This is a genomic window from Bifidobacterium hapali, assembly GCF_002259755.1.
Taxonomy (GTDB): Bacteria; Actinomycetota; Actinomycetes; order Actinomycetales; family Bifidobacteriaceae; genus Bifidobacterium; species Bifidobacterium hapali.
This window is the reverse complement of record NZ_MWWY01000013.1, coordinates 15,423-33,834: the sequence shown is the minus strand read 5'-3', so window position 1 is coordinate 33,834 and position 18,412 is coordinate 15,423. Positions and strand designations below refer to the sequence as shown.

Here is an 18,412-nt window from a genome sequence, read left to right as displayed (position 1 = left end):
AACCACGACGGATGACGGGAGAACCCCATGGCGGCCGAGGACCAGGCACAGGAACTCATGATGCGCGTCAGCGAGCAAGGCACGCGCGTCATCATCGACGTGACCAAATACGGGCTCGACAAGGCGCTGCACCTGCTCGGCATCGGCGTGCACGCCACCGGCGAGACGCTGCGGCGTATCAGGACCACCGGCAAGGTGGACAGCAAAACCCTGCACCGCACCGGCGAGCCGATCAACGTGCAGGAAGTCACCGGACGATACGCCCGACAGCTCGAACACGACCTGAAAAAGGCCGGCATCACCTTCCATATCGAACACGACCGCGACACCGGCCGCACCTTCCTCCACTTCCAAGGCAGGGACGCCGACGAGGTCAACCACGTCGTCTCACGCATCGTCGAACGTCTCAACCGAGAGCTCGCCCGGCAGGAGACCGCCACGATCCACGAACCCGGCGACACCGACCCAGTGCGGCCGCCCACGGAGACGACGCCGGACCGGGAGGAGTCGAACCCGTTCCTCGAACCATCCGACGACGCGCTGCGCCTCGCCTTCGACGCCGAATCACCATCGAACGGCCGTTTCGACTTCCGCACGGTGCCCTGGGACCGCGACGCCGCGATCATCACCGACCAGCTCGACCGGCTCCACATACCCCACCACACGCAACGGGTCGCCGACGACACGGTGCGCTTCACCTATCCGGCCGGCCAGGCCAGACGGATCGCCGACACTATCGAAACCCTGACCGCACGCTCACGGGGCCTGGACTGGAACCGCATGGACATCCCCGCCCCGGACGGCGGCGTGCGCCGCCCCAAAACCAAACAGCAGACCCTGAACGACATCCATCTGCGGGCCGGCAAACGCATCGAAGGCCAACGCCGCGCCACACCCTCGAAGCAACGCGTCCGTACCCGGTGAACGGATGCGCGACGACCATGACCGGAAAGGAACATCGCCATGCCCGAGCTTTCAGCCAACGCGCGTTGGCTCATGGACAACCTCATCGACAACGACCGGCAAGCCTTGGTGGACATCGCACGGCGCGGCGAGCAATACGCGGCCGCCGGCATGCCGCAGGACAATCGGCTGGGTCAAGTCTCCCGCATTGTCATCGACGACGCAATCCGACGCCACAACCAGGCATGGCCCGACGCCGCAATCAGCTTCCCCGGAACGGATCTCGCCCAGGCCTCCGACGAGATCGGCCAACGCATCCGAACACAGGCCGCACGATCATGGAACACTCCCGACGTCATGCAGACGCCGGCGCAATGGCAGCCCGATCACTCCATGAACGCGCAGGCGCCGGCCCCGGAGCCGCGGCGGAACGCAACATCTGTCGGCCGGCCCGGCGGAGATACGCCGGCGAAACCCGCAGTCGGGGAAAACGCAAGGGAGATATGGCCGCGCGTGAACTTCCCCAACAGCTACGTGCACCTGTACCGGATGACCTCCAAGGACGGGCGCATGTTCGACAAGATGCGCGTGGCGATACCGCAGGGCACCAGCATCCGCGGCGTGGACCTGACCGGATGGCAGCTCGACCGCTTCCTGACCGACCATGCACGGGACGCCAAACTGAACGGACGCGACGTGACCGTCAGCTTCAAACCCGGAGAACCAGTGGAACTTTGGCGGGGCAAAGGCGAACAGCGCGAGACCATGCGCATCGACGACGCATGGCAGCTATGCCGGGCGGTCAAAGCGCAACGCTTGGCCTACGCGAGGCAACGCGCCGAAAACAAACCGGTCACCGCCACCCCCGGCACCCGGACCGGCGAGGAAACACCCGTGGAAGCCTCCGGGCCGGAGACCCCCGAACAGACGGCCTCGCAATCCCGGACCATCGGCAAGAGCCGGACACTCGACGCCATCAAGGACAGGGCCGAACGCCGCACGCAAACACCATCCACCACGCCGGCAAGAACGCGGACGCAATCACAGCAATCACAGACAAGGAGCCGATGATGGCGGAAGACGACCTGACGATCAACGTATGGGTAGGCAACCTCGGACGATACAACGAGGGCACGCTCATCGGCGGATGGCTGCGCCTGCCCACGGACGAGCAGCGGATCAACCGGTTCCTCACCGAACAGGTCGGACTGACGCTCGACGCGCAGCAAGCCTATGAGATCGGACGCCAAGGAGGCGTCACCTATGAGGAATACGGCATCTTCGACCACGAATACACGGGCCTGCTCGCCGCACTCGACTACCGGCCCGGCGAATACGAAGACCTCCACTCCCTGAACACGCTCGCGCAAGCCGCCCGGATCTTCACGCAAGACCAGCCCGAAGCATTGGAGGCGGTACGGCTGGCGGCCGATATGAACGGCGTGCACGACCCGATCGGACTGGCGAACCTGCTCGTCCAATCCGAGGACATCGAATACATGACCTACGACCCGCCGCAAGGCATCACGCAGGAGAACACGCCCGACCTGGACGAGATGTACGGCTGGCATTGCGTCAACCAAAGCACGGAACTCGCGAAACTCCTTGACGGACCATACGGCATGTACTTCGACGTGGCGAAATACGGGCGCGACGCCGCCATCAACGACAACGTCACCCTCGCCGACCACGGGTTCCTGATCGACGCCACCATCCCCGACACCAAACGGTATTCCGGCACGGAACTCAAGCAGATCATCGACGCCTACACCGACGACGAGCCCGGCCTCGACGCCACGACGCAGTCGACCCCCGACGCAATGCGGATGATCGAGCGCTGGGGAGACACGCACGACAACGTGATGCGATCGGACGGCACGGAGCGCATCACCGAACGCATCATGCAGGCCAACGACACCGATGGCGACACCCTGCGCCGACAGGTCCAAGGCCTCGTCAAACCGGTGGCCGACCAGCTGGACGGCGACATGCCCTCAGGCTCGGCCACGTTCGCCCGACTCGTCGCCGAACACGCAGCAGAACACGCCAATCCCGACCAGATGCCGGCACGGGAACCGTTCCGGCTCGAATCACTGCTCGAACCCAGCGAACGCATCATGGAATACACGCTCGCCGGCACGGCGACGAACTGGGGAGCACCCGTCTACCAGTGCATCATGCCCGCCGATTCCACCGACATCAGCGCCGGATTGGAGGACACCCTCCAACGCATCATCGCCGACCGGACCGGGCGCGGCGACGCCGCCTCGATACTCGCCGAAACCATGGGCGCCAGACCCGCCGGCGAACTCGACCCCGCCGACGGCATCACCCCGATCGACCAGGGATACGCGCTGCCCGCACCCATCACCTCCTTCAACCCCAAATCGGCGAAAGAGGAAGAGCCGAACACGTCGAAAGGCAGGGACACGGTGCTCGACGGCATACGCCAACGGGCCAGCCAGCGCGCCGACGACCCCACAGCCCATCCGTCCACACCGGACCGGACGAAGACCCGCAACCGATAAGCCGCCGAGGAGACCAGCATGACCACCATGGACACCGCCTACCGGCAACTGCAGGACGAACTCAAACGCCTCGGCTACGAGCTGCGCATGGAAGGCTTCGGCATCCTCCAGCCCCAAGGCTCCTACGGGGACATCGAACCACCGTACCGGCTCGTCACCCTGCGCGAGATCCCCATCGAACCGTTGCCCGAATGGTCGGCCGACGTGCACCCGCACGACATCACCTACCGGTTCGACGCCACGCGATACCAGCACGACAGCGAACAACGGGACACCGTTGACGTGCGCGACTACGAAACATGGACGCGCACCGTATGCGACGAACAACACGTGCAAGGCCGCGTGCTCATCGACATGGACAAAACGGCGGAGGAACGCATCGCCGACCTCGCCACCGCAATCCACTACATCCAATCCGCGAACCCCGCATGCCGCTCCTACCCGGTGGACCGCAAGACCCGACGCAACGAACTGCCCGACCGCACCCGCATCAGCCAGCCGATCGACGACTACCGGGACCCGTGGAGCATCCGGGTCATGGCCGCACGGGAACAGGCCCTCGACACGCTCGCCTCCAAACACGTTCGGGTGTCCAAGGCCCGCGCCGAATCCGACGCGCTCACCGGAGGCGGCCGCGACGCCCGCGCCATCGGTCGAGACGCCATCAACGCCGTCCAAGGCAAAGCCCCGAACATCGACAAACCCATCAGAAAACGCAGGCCGAGCCGATGATCGACGCCCGACATCCGCAGGCCTATGCGCGCGGCATCCTCACCGATGACGCCAGATTCCACACCGACGGCGACGGCAGGACGACGGCAACCCTGACCGTGAACGCCGGCACCATGGACACGCCGCTCATCATCCGCGTGCACGCGGCCGGAGACCATGCGACATACCTGCGCGAACAGAGCGCACTGCAGGGACGACGACTCATCGTCCACGGCATCATCCACGAAGAGGAAAACGCCGACGAAGTGTACATCCTGGCCGACGAGATGGCCCTGCACACCAGCGTCAAGGACACACTCCCGTGAACACGGCGCGAACAATCACGATCATCGATGCAGGCGAGGAAACCGTTGGCACTCCAATCACACGCGGGAACTCGGCCATCTACGATGCGGAAACACCCGTGGGACGCATCCTTGCCGCGATGTGCGACGGAGGCGACACCATCGAGAACCGCCAAGGTCTCACGCGCATCACCAGCGCCGCCGACGCGGGAAACAGACAGCCGGCACTCGGACGCGATAAGCCTTTGCAAGCGGACACCGCCGTCATGCAGCCCGCGGCCGACGATCCGCCATGGACTAGGGAACAGACGCTCACGAACATCCGCGTCCGCGCCGAACACCGCATCAACAGTCGGATTTCGCAAGCGGCCGAAGCATTCGTTGGAGATGACATACGAAGAACCATGACGCAGCACCGCGTCAGCGTGGGAGGAGACAAGGGAAACCAATGAAACGCCTACAGGCCATACTGCCCGCGGCCATGGGACTGCTCACACTGTTCTGGCTGGGCGACAAGATCGGCTACCAGATACGCACCGACCTGGATGAAGGCACGAGCGTGATCGACCTGATGAACAGATTCTGGCTCGACCTGTACCATCCATTCCACCTATCCACGAACCATACCGATTTGCTGTGCGGACTCGCCGCAATGGGAGTCGGCCTGCTGATTTGGGCATACAAGTACACGGCGCGCCTGAACCTGCGCAGCGGCGAGGAACACGGTTCCGCCCACTGGGGCACTCCGAAGGACATCAAACCGTTCATCGACCCCGTGGAATCCCGCAACATTCGATTCACCGCGACCGAACGGCTCTCCATAGACACGCGACGCACCCTGCGCAACCTCAACGCGCTCCTGCTCGGCTCATCAGGCTCCGGCAAAACCCGCTACTACGTCAAACCCAACCTATTGTCCGTGGACATGAACTGGGCCGTCACCGACCCCAAAGGCGAACTCAAACGTGACACGGAACACGCCATGCGCGATCGCGGATACCAAGTCAACACGCTCGACCTCATCCACCTCGACCGGTCCGACCGGTTCAACCCCATGCGCTACATCGACCCCGAAGAACCCCAATCCGCGATCCTGCGTCTGACCGACAACCTCGTCACCAACGCCAACGGAGACCGCAAAACCGGAGACAGCTTCTGGCAGGACGCCGAAAAAGCACTCCTATGCGCCCTCATCGCATGGACCTACTACACCGAAAACAACCCCACCCTCAACCAAGTCACCGACACACTCGACCGAATGGGAGCCAGCGAACAGGACGAAGACAAGGAATACATCATCGATGCGCTCTTTGCCGAAGCCCAAACCGAAATCCACCGCATGCGCGAACACCCCGACGACTACGATGAGGAGACCCGGAGCATGCTCGACGGGCTCGCGTTCGCATGCGCCCAATACAACACGTTCCTCAAAGGCGCCGGCGAAACCAAGAAAAGCATCATCATCACCACCGGCGTCCACCTTTCACCTCTCCAAGTGCGCGAGGTACGCCGGATCCTCGACGGCGACGACATCCGGCTCGAAACCCTCGACCAAGGCAAACGCATCATCTACCTCGAACTGCCCGACACCAACGCCACGTTCTCCTTCATCGCCAGCGTCTTCTACCAATGCCTCTTCGAAACACTCGTGCGCAAAGCCGACGCCAAACCCGACGGCGTGCTCGACCGCGACGTGCACTGCATGCTCGACGAATTCGCCAACATCGGCAAAATCCCCAACTTCGTAAGGCTCATCGCCACCATACGAAGCCGACGCATCAGCTGCAGCATCATCCTCCAGACCGTCAGCCAAGGCAAGAGCCTCTATCGGGATGACTGGGAAACCATTGCCGGCAACTGCGACAGCCAGCTCTTCCTCGGCGGCAACGAACCCAGCACCACCAAATACATCAGCGACCGACTCGGAGACCAGACCATCGACGTCATCGAAACCAGCGAAACCAAAGGCCTCAACGGCAGCTGGACGCGCAGCACCCGTAAGAACGCCCGAAAACTCCTCACCCCGGACGAACTCGGACGCATACCTGCCAACCAGTGCATCTACCTACTCAGAGGCATACCGCCGTTCCTTAGCAATAAGGTTTGTCATCTATAGATGACAAACCCCTCTTTTCACAGGCAGCGTTTTGAATAAAGTGCCAGTATAAATGTGAGGTTCATCACAAAGACGTTGATGAATCCTCAGCGTCTGGTGAAGCCTCGTCAGACGTACACCCTTAAAAGAGAGAGAGTCATCATGAACACCGTCAAGCGCAAGCTTCTTGGCGTTTTCATACCGATGCTGGCTATGGCCTGCTTCGCAACACCGGCAATCGCCGGCAACGTGAGCAGCAGCAGCTGGAGCGGATATGCCAAGAACTGGTCTACCTTCGATACCCCTAACCGGCAGAAGCAGAATAGCTCAGCTTCCTTCGTGCGAGCTGATAATGTATCTGGGAATCGTACCATTAGGGTATGGGCCCTTGGATACAGCAATGATGACGTGTCATCCAGCGTTGAATTCCTGCGCAGCAATAAGAGTGCTCTTGTATCAAATAACGCTTTCAAGAACGGCCCCAAGCAAATTCATTTGCGTATGCAGAATGTAGAGAACTACATCTCTGCAACGTCTGCGTATGGTGTCTGGAGTCCGGACTCTAACTGATAACGACTAATAACGATGTGGGTGGTGCCACATATTCGGCGTCACCCACATCGTCATTAGAACGATATGGGAGTAGGGAGTAAAGCATGAATAGATTTGTATTCCGTCGGCAGTTGGCGCGAAACGTGTGCAGTGTTCGTTTGCTGGTTGTCGTGGCTATGTCTGTAATGCTGATGGCGGTGCAGTATTGGACCACGTACCACGCGGGGTATCGAATCAGGGAAAGTGCGCCATCGCTCCTGAAGGATGTGATGCTATTCAACCAGTATGGTTCGGCATCCACATTGTATCTGTATTTGCTGCCGTTCTTCGCGGCCCTGATGGGTGGGAGCGTGTGGGCGGTGGAGGAGCGTAGCGGTCGCCTGCTGAACATGCTTCCGCGCGAGGGACGTTCCGCGCTTTTGCATACAAGCATGCTGTCCGGTTTTGTGCTGGGTGGCTTGGGTGGGGTGTTGCCGTTGATCGTCAACCTGTTGGTTTCGGCTGTTCGGACACCACAGTTGTCGTTCATCGAAGGTACATCGGCGGATGAGAATGGCATGATGCTGCCTAAATATGTACTGATTGATTCGTCGTCGTGGGCGTATCCGTTGTACAGGATGAGTCAGCCGTTGCTGATTGCGGTGATCCTGTTGTTGGTGTTTGTCTTGTCGGGTGCGTTCGCCCTGTTGGCGTTGGGCTCGTCCCTGTTCATCCGTCGCAGGCATGTGGAGCTGCTGGTCCCGTTCGTGGCGAGTCTGGTGTGGTGGATGCTGCCCGCGCTGACCGGTGGCCTGGTTCCCGACGAGTGGAGCCAGATCATCTTCCTGAATTTCTCGCATTGGGATGCGCCTGGCACCGCGTGGCGCAATTACTTGGGGATGCTCCTGATGACGGTCGGGATGACGGTCTGCTCGCTGGTGCTCGCGCGGGTGAAGGAGGCCCGCGATGTGCTCTGATCTGTTCCATCCGTTCCGGACCGCGCCACGGGTGATGCGTATCGCAGTGGGGCTGGTGTCCCTGATCGGCGCCGTATGCGCCGTGAGTCTGCTATACGGGGGCTTGGCCCCATCCCTGCACGACGATTACATCGGGTTCATGCGTGTGGGCGCCACTTTGTGCTCGTTGCCGCCGTGTCTGATCGCGGTGGGCGCGGGCAGTGCGAGGTATGGCGCGTTCGAACGGGTGCGCCGCGATCCGAGGAACGAGTTGCGGCACAACCTCGCGTGGCTGACTCTGATGGGCCTGTTGACAGGGGCGTGCTCGGGTGTGGTGTTCGCACTGACCGAGTTCGTCCTGCTCGGCCGGCCGTTCGAGCCGGGCTCGCTGTCGCTGACGGCGATGCTGACGGTGCAGACGGTGATGATGTGCGTGGCCGTGTCGCTGCTGGTGCTGCTGCTGGCGAACTGCGGGCTGCCGTTCTCGCGGACGCTGCCGGTGCTGATTGCCATCCTGCTGTTGGCGAATTGGATGCTGCTGCCGTTGACGGGCGAGGTGACCCGGTACGTGTACTACTTCTGGTATCCGATCAGTCCTTATTGGTCGGATGTGCTCGTCGGGCAGGTGGCGCCGTTCGTCGGCTGGTGTCTGCTGCTCGTCGTCGCGAACGTCGTCGCCTTTGGACACATGGACAGGTTGGAGGCGTGACATGAACGATAGTGGTCGGATGAAGTGGCAGATGGCCCGGTTCCTGCAGTCGCTACATCGGCGCAACGGGTTGCGCGCGATGCTGCTCGTCATCTACGCGGTGGTCGTGTACCGGTTCCTGATCAGCGGTATGGATCCGGGCGTGTTCATCGGCATGTTCCGCTCGTCGGATTCGCCGTTCACTCCGGGGCTGGCGTACAACATGTATGCACTGGTGTACGCTTTGTTCGGTATGGCGATCCCGTTGGAGCAGTTCTCGGAATGGCTCGCCGTGCCCGAGTGCATGGTGTACGTCAGACGCGGCCGGGGACCGGGACGGTTCCTCGCCTACCTGCTCATGATCACCGTGTACTGCGTCGTCTACACCCTGATCCAAGCCGTGGCCCAGCGGATCATGTTCCCGGACGAAGACCCGGTCGCGTTCGCAGGTTCGGCCGTGTGCGCGGCGTGCGTGCTGCTGGCTGCGATGCTGACCGCGAACCTTGGCTACTTGTCGGGGTCGCGCATCGCTGGCTACTTCGTCGTGGTCGTACTGCTGGGACTGCTCATGTCGTTCTCGGAACCGCAGCAGTGGCTGCTCGCCGTCGGTCCGCTTCACGTACCGAACTGGATGCCCGCGGCCATCCTGACGATCCTCATATGCGCCGCGGCGAACCTGATCGCGTTCAATCGGATGCAGATTCTCTGAAGAGGTCGGGATGACGTCGCCAATCGGAAAACCAACCACTTTGTTACCAGCGAAAGGGGAACATCATGTACGTGCAGGTCAGGAACCTCACCAAGACGCTCAAGGGCAGGACCGTCCTCAAAGACGTGAACGCCGACTTCGAACGGGGACGGATATACGGCGTGGTCGGCGCCAACGGCTCCGGCAAGACCATGCTGTTGCGGGCCGTATGCGGATTCATCCGTCCCGACCGCGGGACCGTGACCATCAACGGCAAAACGGTCGAATTCAACCGCAAGCTCCCCGACATGGTCGGTGTGATTATCGAGAACCCCGGATTCATGCCCTCCGAAACCGCAGACGCCAACCTGCGCTATCTCGCCGGCATCAACCATACCTACGACGAGCGGGAGACCACACGGCTGCTGACGTTGTTCGGACTGAACGACCACAGGCACGAGAAGGTCAAGTCGTTCTCCCTGGGCATGCGCCAGAAGCTCGCCATCGTCCAGGCCCTCATGGAGCATCAGCATCTCATCCTGCTCGACGAGCCCACCAACGGCCTTGACGAACACTCCGTGGATATCTTCCTCAATGAGATGAAACGTCAGCGCGACATGGGACGGACCGCCATCATCGCCTCCCACCACAGCGATGAACTCAACCAAATCGCCGACCACCTCTACACCATGACCGACGGCAAACTCGGATGAGCAGTACTATCCCAGCCGGTCGGGGAATGAGGGGGTTGCCGATTGCCCAGGTACGTCCCAAGTGGGATTGCCTCGCGTGACTGGCTGGGATAAACCTTCCGCTGATGGTGCGGGTTGTCGGTTCGATGATTGGGAATCCGATCCTGGATGCGTGGAACCATCCGAACGGCCCGCCTCGGATATTTCCTCGTTCTCTACTACAGCCGTCATGGAATCCCGGACGATTTGCATGACTTCGTTGAGGTCCTGGATGGTTCTGTTATAGACATCAAGATCCTGATGGTCGCGCATCATGAGTCGTGCATGGGTGATCTGCTCATTGAGTCGTGCGCGGGTGTTGTCGTCTCTGACCTTGTTCGCGGATTCTTTGTAGAACCTATCGGCGTCTTCAATGGTTTGGCTCAGTGCGTTCTGTGCGTTGTCGATCTGTTGTTGTTCCTGTGATGCCTTGACCGTGTCAACTGTGTCATGCAGGTTCCTGATCTGGGTTCTGAGCTGGTTATTCGCTCTCCCTATTTCTGCACGAGTGCGATCGAGACGGTCGGCCGTCAGACTCGGATTGCAATTTTCTGTTGAGATCGATGGTTGATATTGCATGATTTTGCCAAGCAGTTCCAAAGACTTGGGATCCCGCACGTCTTTATCCTGGAACTTCGCATATGGTTCCGCCTGTTTCAATGCCTTGTTCCATTCAATCCGCACTATGTCAGATTGCTTGATTGCGTGATTGCATGACGTGAGCGCCGCCTGATGGTCGTAGTTCTTCTTCGCCATGACAAGGCCTGCGGCTGATCCTGCTGCGATGACCAGAACGAGCATGATGCCGGCGATGTGGGTAAAAGGGATATGCCGATGGACGGCCACCTCATCCGTGCTGTCAGCCGATGAATCTTCTGCCAAGGACACATCATCCTTGGCATGTTCCCCTACCCCCATTGGTGTGTCTATCGTCGTTCCCTTCTGTTTGTCAAGCTTGGATACGGGAGTGCTGTTGTTCCGTGCATCGCGAGGCAGCTCATCATCGATGATGGGTGTGATGGGAAGCAGCCGGTGCTTGGGTTTTCCGTCTGTCAACGGTTCCGGTGGAGCCCCAGCGGTTTCAGGGTCTGCAATGGCATGCGCAGCCCACTGGTCGAGTTCCGGCCATGTACTGGGATGATTGCGGATTTGCATGAGGAGATCCCAGTTGGCGGAATCGCTCATAAGATCGGAAAGCTCGCAAGGGTCAAGCTTGGGATTGATGCGGCGCATGCTTCCTTCCTTCCCTCGGGATTAGTGGATGTAAGTGATGCTGGGATTGTTGGCCTGCTCCTTGGTAAGGGTCCTGAGCCATGCGTATGGAAGGCCGCCGCCGGATTCGCTGACGACGATGCTGCCGTCGTCCTTGATTTCCTCGACGATGGCGACGTGTCCGTAATCGGCGCTTGCGCCGAGATAGCCTTTGGCGAAGCTCGCCACGTCGCCGAGCTGTATGCCGCCGCCCGTCGGGTATCCGAATTTTCTGGCGCTTGACGCCCACATCCAGCCGTCGCCCATGTAACCGTCCACAGGTTTGCCGATCTGCAATCGGCGGGCGGCCGCCCACCATGTGCATTGGCCGGTTTCATAGGTGGTGATCTTGCCCACGGGCGTGCCGGTCGCCGCCACATCCACGTTCAGAGTGCCAGACTGCATGACCAACGGTGGCGTGAGCTTGCCGATGGTTCGTCCTGCCGTGGCCGAACAGCCGCCTCCCGCATCAATCGCCGGCTTCACGTTGTCGAGATACCGTTTGGTGATGTTGGGAATATCCGGGTACCTCATGAGGTTGCCTTCGCCCGCGTTATGGGCGATGACCAAAGCCGTCAGGTCGTCAAGCTCGGCGAACGGCATGCCCGGGTGCTTGGCCTTGAGTTGTTTGACGCCTTCCAAGCGGTTTTTCAGATACATGCCGCCGTAATGGGCGTGGACCATGGGCTCGGTGATGCCTTCAGGTGGTGTCTGGTCGGCGCCTTCGGGGTGCACGCCGCGCCATACGCTCCTGTTCATCTGCAGCAATCCCCAGGTTCCTCCGTTGCTGTCGTCGGCATATGCATCCGGTCGGAAACCGGATTCCTGCTTCATGATCGCCGCGATGAAATCCGCGCTCAATCCGCTCGATCGAGCCGCCTCGCTCACCCATGGTTTCGCCTCGTCCGGGACCTCGATCACACTGGCTTCACAACCGCCGTCATCTCCAACGGCAACGGTGGGGATGAACCACAACAGCAGACTGAAGACCATCAGCACCGCCACCGCGCCCAGCAGAAACGGGACACCGACCGCAGCTGATGCCGATGCTGCGATCCCGGCTTTCACCGCCGTTACGGCCCGAGAAACCGTCTGCGTGACTTGTCTCGCAATCTGCGTCGAGGCTCTGGCAGCGGATTTGGCCCCTTGGACGCCCGATCGTACGGTCTTGCCGGAGCGCCTCGCACGTCTGACACGAGCCGAAGCCGTTCTTCCTGCCGCGGCACGTGCCGTCGAACCTCTTGCCGCATGTCTTGTGCGAATAATACCGGTCACGCCGTCGCATATCCGGCTTACGGGGGCCATTGGTGATAATGGGTTGTCGTCCTCGCTGGTCTCCGTCTGTGTCGATTGCGATTCAAGCACGGATCGTGTCGCTTTCACACCACGGTTCAAAGCGCTGACGGTTGTTGTGCCGATCGGGTGCGATGCTTCGGATTCACTGTTCCTGATGATAGTTTGTGGCTGTTTTAGCCCGGCCAGCACGGGCCCATGGGAGAGTCCGCTGACATGACGGACTTTCAAGCCATGAATCGTGCCGTTCGGTCGAACGAGATTGCGTGTGGCGTGGAATGAGTCGGAGGTGACGGGTCTCATTCGGGTTTCCGATCCTCGAATTTCGTGGTATACAACCGATAAAGCAGACTATCGGCATCGATACGCCCATCGAACGGTATGAACGCAGTGCCGCTCTTAGCCATGCCCTGACCGGGCTGCACCCCGGTGAAGAACGCCCGCTGTTCATCGGACAGCTTCAGCAGCTCGCACAAGGCGTCGGCATCCGTGGCGGTCTGGTTCAGCAGCAACAGGAAGTCGCTGTTCGCGAGCATCAGACGCGCATCCTGGTTGGCCAGCAGCTCCTCGATGTTCTGCGTGATGCCGGTGGGGCACAAACCCCATTTACGGGCGCGCTTGTACAGGCGCAGGAAGTATTCGGCCGCATACCGGTTCGAGAACAGCAGATGGAACTCGTCCACCCACAGCCAGGTGCGCCGGCCGAGACGGCGATTCCTGACGACCCGGTTCCATATCTGATCCAGGACGACGAGCATACCGAATGTGCGCAACTCCGCTCCCAGACCGGAAACGTCATAGACCAGGAACCGGCTGGACGTATTCACATCAGTGGCATGGGCGAAGGCGTTCAGACTGCCGGTCGCGTAGATCTCCAATGCTCGCGCGGCATCATGGGCACCTGGCTCATTCAAAGCCGTGAGACGGTCATGCAGGGTGACGAGCGTTGGCATGCCCAGTTCTGGATGCTCCCGCACCTCGCGATACATGCCGATGACCGTACGGTCGATCAGACTGCGCTGCATGCGGTCGATGCCGTCCTGTCCGCCGATCAGCACGCCGAGCATGTTCAGCACGCTCGCACATTTCGACCGTATCGGATCACCCTCGGAATCATCCTCATACTCGATATCCAAAGCGTTGATATGCGCGCGCGACGATTCCCCGATCTCGACTCGCTCGCCGCCAAGACCGGTGCACAACGGCGTGAACTCACGTTCCGGGTCGATGACGATCAGATCATCGTCCGGACGGGTCAGATAGATCTGGGTGATCTCGTTCTTCGCCGCCTGGCTCTTGCCCGACCCAGTCGTACCCAGAACGAATCCGTTGCCGTTCATGCCTTTCGTACGGTCGATGACCACGGGATTGCCGGTGCGGGCGTTCGCCCCATGGAACACCCCGCCCGGCTCGAACAGCTCCTGCGACGTGAACGGCACCAGAATCGCCGCGCTCGACGTGGTCAGCGTGCGACGCATCGGCGGCAGGGGATTCCCCAACGGCAGTACGGCGTTCAGCCCCTCCACCTGCATGTAGGCCAAGGTCTCGGCCACACACGACTGCCCATCGATTGCGGCCGTCACGTCACGAACCGTCTGGTCCAGTTGCTCGCGACTGCCCGCCGACACGTCCACGATCATGAGGGAATCCACCAGACGGTCGCCGTTATGCTCCAGATCATCACGCAGCTCACCCGCCTGAGTCATGGATTCCTGAAGATCATGAGGCAGCATGTCCTCGGGCAGATGCTGTTTGCGGTTCTTGCGCCGCTCGTCGATGGCCTGCATATCCATTTCGGCGATCGTCCGGTTCACGAGCTTCAACCCCTCGGCCTTGCCCCGCGGGGACAGATGGATGCCGACCGTGATATCCGCCTTGATGTCCGTGATGGACGACACTAGTTGATCGCTCAGATAATCCGGGAAGTCACGCACCAACAGACACTGATGCCACACCTCCGCAGTGCCCGAGCTCAACCGGAGCCGACGGCGATCCGACACATCCACGGCGAACGGGGCCACATAATCCTTCGTGGACATGCCATGCGATTTCAGGAAGCCATCCTCGGTGAACGAGAACCGGACACCGTGCCGCAGCATCCCGTGCAATACCGCCAGACGCGACTGCCGGTTCAAGCGGACGCCGACGCAGCCGCCCACCGACCGCAGTTGCGCCGTGGCACGCAACGCGGCACGGTTCAGCAGCGTGACCGCCCGTTCCCCGTCCCGCTCACGCAACGTCAACGTCAGATACTTGTCCGTCACCGCGCCCTGCGAACGCCCGGCGAGACGCCGACGCACATTGCGGTTGAAGTCCCCGCGCAATCCATCCAACGCATCGCTCCGAAGCGACATGGCGATACTGCGCGTCACCTCCTCGGGATCCAGCATGCGCGTGGCGACCGTGATCTGGACTCCCATGTTCTCGCCGATCGAATTCAGGAAACGACCCCACCGGTCCACGACATCCAGCTGCTGATCCTGGGTCGCGACCTGATAATTGATGTCGCTGATCCGCAGCGACACGCTCCACCGGTCGCCGCCAAGGAACACGATGCCATTGGACAGCATCGAATCATAGCCAAGCAACTCCTTCGACGAACGAGGCATGCGACGATTCCCGGACCGCCTGTTCCCGACCTTTCCATGTCGCTTACCGTTGCCTTTGACCGCCTTGCTGCCACTGATGTCAGACATGACGACGTACCTGCCTTCCCCTGATTCGTCTACGGGCCTTCTCTTTCAACGACGGTTTGCCGGGAAACCTCGCGGGAACATAGGGTTCGAGCAGGTAGACCTTCGGACCGAAACGCTGGCGCAGCATGTATCCCAGATACCGTTCAGGCTTCAGCCCTTTCGGACGCCACCAACCCCACAGCGCGAACGGCAGGCAAACCGCAAACAGCAGATACGACCCCAGATCGGACAAGCCCAACGACCAGAACAACGCCGCCTCACCTCCGCCCAGGACGAGCATGCATGCGGCGGCCGCCAGTTGGCGCCAGCTCAGCCCCCACATCACCTTCGCCTCGACATTGGCGATCTCCTTATATACGCGCATCTGCAACATGAAAGAATCCTTTCCCTGATTGGCCCCGGTTGTGGTAGGCGGCTACTCGCCGCCGGCTATGGCCCGGCTGACACGCTGACTCACCGCGATCACGAAGAACAGCAGGATGCCCGCCATCATGAGATTGCCGAAGTTGCCCGTCACCCACGCCACCATGCCCTTGTCCGCGGAATCCGGGATCTTCACGGCATCGACCACGACCCGCTGATAGAACACCAGACAGATGAACACGCACACCGCATTCACCGACGTGCGCGCATACGACTTGAAGAAACCCACGCCGATCGGCTTGGTGTCCTCATGCACCAGAAACGCGAATGGCAACGACTGGAACGCCGTCAACGCATACAATTCGATGAACCGCACATACAGCACCACCGTGAACACCACCGACGCCAACTGGGACAACAGCCACGGGATCACCAGCAGAAAGAACAACGCCGCCTGCCCCATCACCCCGGCATCGCGAATCTGGTCACGCATCAGATCGCCCAGCTGACCGCCGTCGCCCGTCGCCTCATACGACATCTGAGAAGACACTCCCTGCATGAGGAACTGCGTGACCTGATTGAACATCCGAATGAATAGACTGGCGTTCTGCACGGCGATGAACACCAACGCGATCTTGAACATGGTGCCGGCAACGATCTTCACACCTAGATCACGGTCCGACTCGATGCGCGTCGAGTTACGCGCCAGCTCCAACGTGAACATGACCGCGAGCACCACCGATGTCAGAGGCTTGACGGCGACTCCATGCACGTTCACCGCCAACTGGTAAAGAGCGGGATTCCACGTCTCCGGCGCCTGAGATAACAGCCCGGCTGTGATCGAACCGGCGCCTCCGCCGCCGATCATGTTGAGCATGGCTACGATGAAGTCCTCCACGGCAGGCCCCGAATCAGCTCAGCCCAGAGCCACCGCGTTGAAAATCTGCGCAGCCGCGATGATCATGCCTCCACCCACGATCTGCCACAGTCCCGATTGCGTCTGCGGCCCGTTATGATCCTTCAGACCGCCACCGAAGGTAACGGCGCCCCACACCAGCCACAAGCCACCACCGATAGTGGCGAACCTGACGAACAACTGAAGCACCTGATTCAACAAATCCACGACGGCCTCCTCTGACGACGATCAAGGAGCCCGATAGGCAACGGCCTCCGTTGACCTCATCGTCAGGGAAAACCAGCAGGATAGCGGCGGACAGAGGAACCTCGTTGCCCCGCATAGGTATAGGAAGACTGTTTCCCAGTCTGGGCAGTGAAAAGGGAAGGAACAAGCAAAAACTCGCCTCTTCGATTCATAGCGCCACACTCAGCGGAATCAGACCGGAGTGCGAAGTTGGTCGAGCCGTCATCGGCATATGTGCAGCAGCACTGAAGCATCTGTACTTGCCGTTACATATTTGCAGATCTGAAAAAGTCAGAAAAGGAATCCGCAGCGGAAGAATCTTCAGAATGGCGGGCATGTCAGCTGAGATATACCCGCCATCCTATGCATTGCCCCTTTGTCGGGACATGTGCAGTCTACCAGTCATGGGTAAACTTCCACGCCGCCAATGCCGCTAACCATGCCTTCCCGGGTTATGCTGTAGTAAAACTCTTTACTAAAGTTTGCGGGGAGGATGTCATGGCCACGCTCAAGGAGGTCGCGGAACGGGCCGGAGTGTCGCAGAGCACGGTGTCGCGCTTGCTGAACGACCCATCGTTCTCCATCAAGGAGGAGACGCGACGGCGCGTGCTGCGCGTATGCGAGGAGCTGGGATACCGCAACGTGTTCCGTCCCGCGATCGCTGTGCTGGACGCCCCTCCGTCCGGGGAGGAGCTGCAGGACGCATACTTCTCCGATCTGCGGAAGGTCCTTGCGGAGTGTGCGGGGTCGATGGAATTGGACCAGCCCACGTTCATCCGGTCCATACACGAGCTGACGGAACGCGCAGCGGAGTTCGATGGGTTCATCACCGTGGGCGCCACGGTGTTTCCCGAAACAGACCTGCGCGCCCTGCATGCGGCACTCCCACATGGCGTGTGCATCGACACGAATCCGGCACCGCACCTGTTCGACTCCGTACGGCCCGATCTGTCGCAGACGATGCTGGATGCCTTGGACGCGATGATCGCGGCGGGCCGCAGACGCATCGCGTTTCTCGGTGGCGTGGGCAGCATCATGGGCACGCATGACTATCCCGAGGATATCCGCGAACTGTCGTTCCGCCAGTGGGCTGCGCACTTGGGATTGGAAACGGACGGATTAGTGTATTCGTCCGGCACGTTCACCGTGGAGAACGGTTATCGTCTCGCGGAGCAACTGGTGGCCGATCATCGTGAGGCCGGCAGCATGCCCGATGGTCTGATCGTGGCTGCCGACGTGCTCGCGGTGGGGGCGTTGCAGGCGTTGAACGCACTGCGCGTGGCAGTTCCCGACGAGTTGGCCGTGGTGAGTGTGAACAACCAGTCAATCGCCCGGTACACGTCGCCGTCGCTGAGTTCGTATGCGATCGATCAAAGGGAGTTGGCCCGTATGGCGTTCTCCACCTTGATTGATGGGTTGAAGCATGAGCGGCGGGTGCGTCGTCACATCCTGCTGACGACCGAGCTGGTGCCGCGCGCAAGCTTCGTTCCTCAGGCGTAAGACGTCGTCTCGAAGACGGGCGGCACCGGCGT

Annotated in this window: 19 protein-coding genes; 13 read left to right on the top strand and 6 right to left on the bottom strand. The window is 60.7% G+C overall.

All coding sequences use genetic code 11. The features are described from left to right. Nucleotides 1-27 precede the first annotated feature (27 nt). The 12 genes from BHAP_RS02925 to BHAP_RS02870 all read left to right on the top strand — a co-directional run bounded on the left by BHAP_RS02925 (nucleotide 28) and on the right by BHAP_RS02870 (nucleotide 10,118). On the top strand, nucleotides 28-924 hold the full coding sequence (locus tag BHAP_RS02925) for a PcfB family protein (protein WP_094667173.1): 897 nt from the start codon (nucleotides 28-30) through the stop codon (nucleotides 922-924). A 39-nt stretch (nucleotides 925-963) separates the two neighbouring features. Further along, on the top strand, nucleotides 964-1,974 hold the full coding sequence (locus tag BHAP_RS11845; protein ID WP_244569275.1) for a hypothetical protein: 1,011 nt from the start codon (nucleotides 964-966) through the stop codon (nucleotides 1,972-1,974). Further along, nucleotides 1,974-3,431 carry an antirestriction protein ArdA gene (locus tag BHAP_RS02915; protein ID WP_211279674.1) on the top strand — a complete coding sequence of 486 codons (1,458 nt, stop codon included), beginning with the start codon at nucleotides 1,974-1,976 and terminating at the stop codon, nucleotides 3,429-3,431. Before BHAP_RS11845 ends, BHAP_RS02915 begins: the two co-directional genes overlap by 1 nt. 18 nt (nucleotides 3,432-3,449) lie before the next feature. Further along, nucleotides 3,450-4,163 carry a hypothetical protein gene (locus BHAP_RS02910; RefSeq protein WP_094729293.1) on the top strand — a complete coding sequence of 238 codons (714 nt, stop codon included), beginning with the start codon at nucleotides 3,450-3,452 and terminating at the stop codon, nucleotides 4,161-4,163. Next, a complete protein-coding gene (locus tag BHAP_RS02905; RefSeq protein WP_055427658.1) occupies nucleotides 4,160-4,468 on the top strand; it encodes a hypothetical protein in 309 nt (102 codons plus the stop codon). Before BHAP_RS02910 ends, BHAP_RS02905 begins: the two co-directional genes overlap by 4 nt. Beyond that, the gene (locus BHAP_RS02900) at nucleotides 4,465-4,899 is read left to right on the top strand and encodes a hypothetical protein (protein ID WP_055427659.1); all 435 of its coding nucleotides are present in this window, start codon (nucleotides 4,465-4,467) and stop codon (nucleotides 4,897-4,899) included. The genes BHAP_RS02905 and BHAP_RS02900 overlap by 4 nt, the downstream gene beginning before the upstream one ends. Then, nucleotides 4,896-6,563 (top strand): VirD4-like conjugal transfer protein, CD1115 family, encoded by a 1,668-nt coding sequence (locus BHAP_RS02895; RefSeq protein WP_094667175.1) that lies wholly within the window; start codon nucleotides 4,896-4,898, stop codon nucleotides 6,561-6,563. The genes BHAP_RS02900 and BHAP_RS02895 overlap by 4 nt, the downstream gene beginning before the upstream one ends. 141 nt (nucleotides 6,564-6,704) lie before the next feature. After that, the gene (locus tag BHAP_RS02890) at nucleotides 6,705-7,112 is read left to right on the top strand and encodes a hypothetical protein (protein WP_174514764.1); all 408 of its coding nucleotides are present in this window, start codon (nucleotides 6,705-6,707) and stop codon (nucleotides 7,110-7,112) included. Between the two features lie 86 nt (nucleotides 7,113-7,198). Continuing rightward, on the top strand, nucleotides 7,199-8,050 hold the full coding sequence (locus tag BHAP_RS02885) for a hypothetical protein (protein ID WP_094667176.1): 852 nt from the start codon (nucleotides 7,199-7,201) through the stop codon (nucleotides 8,048-8,050). After that, nucleotides 8,040-8,738: a hypothetical protein gene (locus tag BHAP_RS02880; RefSeq protein WP_055427671.1), complete on the top strand. Its 699-nt coding sequence runs from the start codon at nucleotides 8,040-8,042 to the stop codon at nucleotides 8,736-8,738. The genes BHAP_RS02885 and BHAP_RS02880 overlap by 11 nt, the downstream gene beginning before the upstream one ends. Before the next feature lie 19 nt (nucleotides 8,739-8,757). After that, complete coding sequence (locus BHAP_RS02875) at nucleotides 8,758-9,426, top strand: hypothetical protein (protein WP_055427672.1); 669 nt, start codon at nucleotides 8,758-8,760, stop codon at nucleotides 9,424-9,426. Nucleotides 9,427-9,491: 65 nt separating this feature from the next. Beyond that, nucleotides 9,492-10,118, top strand: a complete 627-nt coding sequence (locus tag BHAP_RS02870; protein WP_055427673.1) for an ABC transporter ATP-binding protein — start codon at nucleotides 9,492-9,494, stop codon at nucleotides 10,116-10,118. Between the two features lie 6 nt (nucleotides 10,119-10,124). Here the strand turns inward: BHAP_RS02870 and BHAP_RS02865 are convergent, their stop codons facing one another. The 6 genes from BHAP_RS02865 to BHAP_RS02840 form a co-directional block, all read right to left on the bottom strand. After that, nucleotides 10,125-11,369: a hypothetical protein gene (locus tag BHAP_RS02865; RefSeq protein WP_223847559.1), complete on the bottom strand. Its 1,245-nt coding sequence runs from the start codon at nucleotides 11,367-11,369 to the stop codon at nucleotides 10,125-10,127. A 21-nt stretch (nucleotides 11,370-11,390) separates the two neighbouring features. Further along, nucleotides 11,391-12,455 carry a CHAP domain-containing protein gene (locus tag BHAP_RS02860; RefSeq protein WP_241519550.1) on the bottom strand — a complete coding sequence of 355 codons (1,065 nt, stop codon included), beginning with the start codon at nucleotides 12,453-12,455 and terminating at the stop codon, nucleotides 11,391-11,393. A gap of 524 nt (nucleotides 12,456-12,979) precedes the next feature. Further along, nucleotides 12,980-15,376, bottom strand: a complete 2,397-nt coding sequence (locus BHAP_RS02855; protein ID WP_055427676.1) for a VirB4-like conjugal transfer ATPase, CD1110 family — start codon at nucleotides 15,374-15,376, stop codon at nucleotides 12,980-12,982. Beyond that, nucleotides 15,369-15,749 (bottom strand): PrgI family protein, encoded by a 381-nt coding sequence (locus tag BHAP_RS02850; RefSeq protein WP_055427677.1) that lies wholly within the window; start codon nucleotides 15,747-15,749, stop codon nucleotides 15,369-15,371. The genes BHAP_RS02855 and BHAP_RS02850 overlap by 8 nt, the downstream gene beginning before the upstream one ends. Before the next feature lie 42 nt (nucleotides 15,750-15,791). Continuing rightward, on the bottom strand, nucleotides 15,792-16,637 hold the full coding sequence (locus BHAP_RS02845) for a VirB6/TrbL-like conjugal transfer protein, CD1112 family (protein ID WP_055427678.1): 846 nt from the start codon (nucleotides 16,635-16,637) through the stop codon (nucleotides 15,792-15,794). 18 nt (nucleotides 16,638-16,655) lie between these two features. Beyond that, a complete protein-coding gene (locus tag BHAP_RS02840; RefSeq protein ID WP_025263185.1) occupies nucleotides 16,656-16,862 on the bottom strand; it encodes a hypothetical protein in 207 nt (68 codons plus the stop codon). A 516-nt stretch (nucleotides 16,863-17,378) separates the two neighbouring features. Between BHAP_RS02840 and BHAP_RS02835 the strand changes: the two genes are divergently transcribed. Further along, nucleotides 17,379-18,380 (top strand): LacI family DNA-binding transcriptional regulator, encoded by a 1,002-nt coding sequence (locus BHAP_RS02835; RefSeq protein WP_055427679.1) that lies wholly within the window; start codon nucleotides 17,379-17,381, stop codon nucleotides 18,378-18,380. The last annotated feature ends 32 nt before the right edge of the window (nucleotides 18,381-18,412 follow it).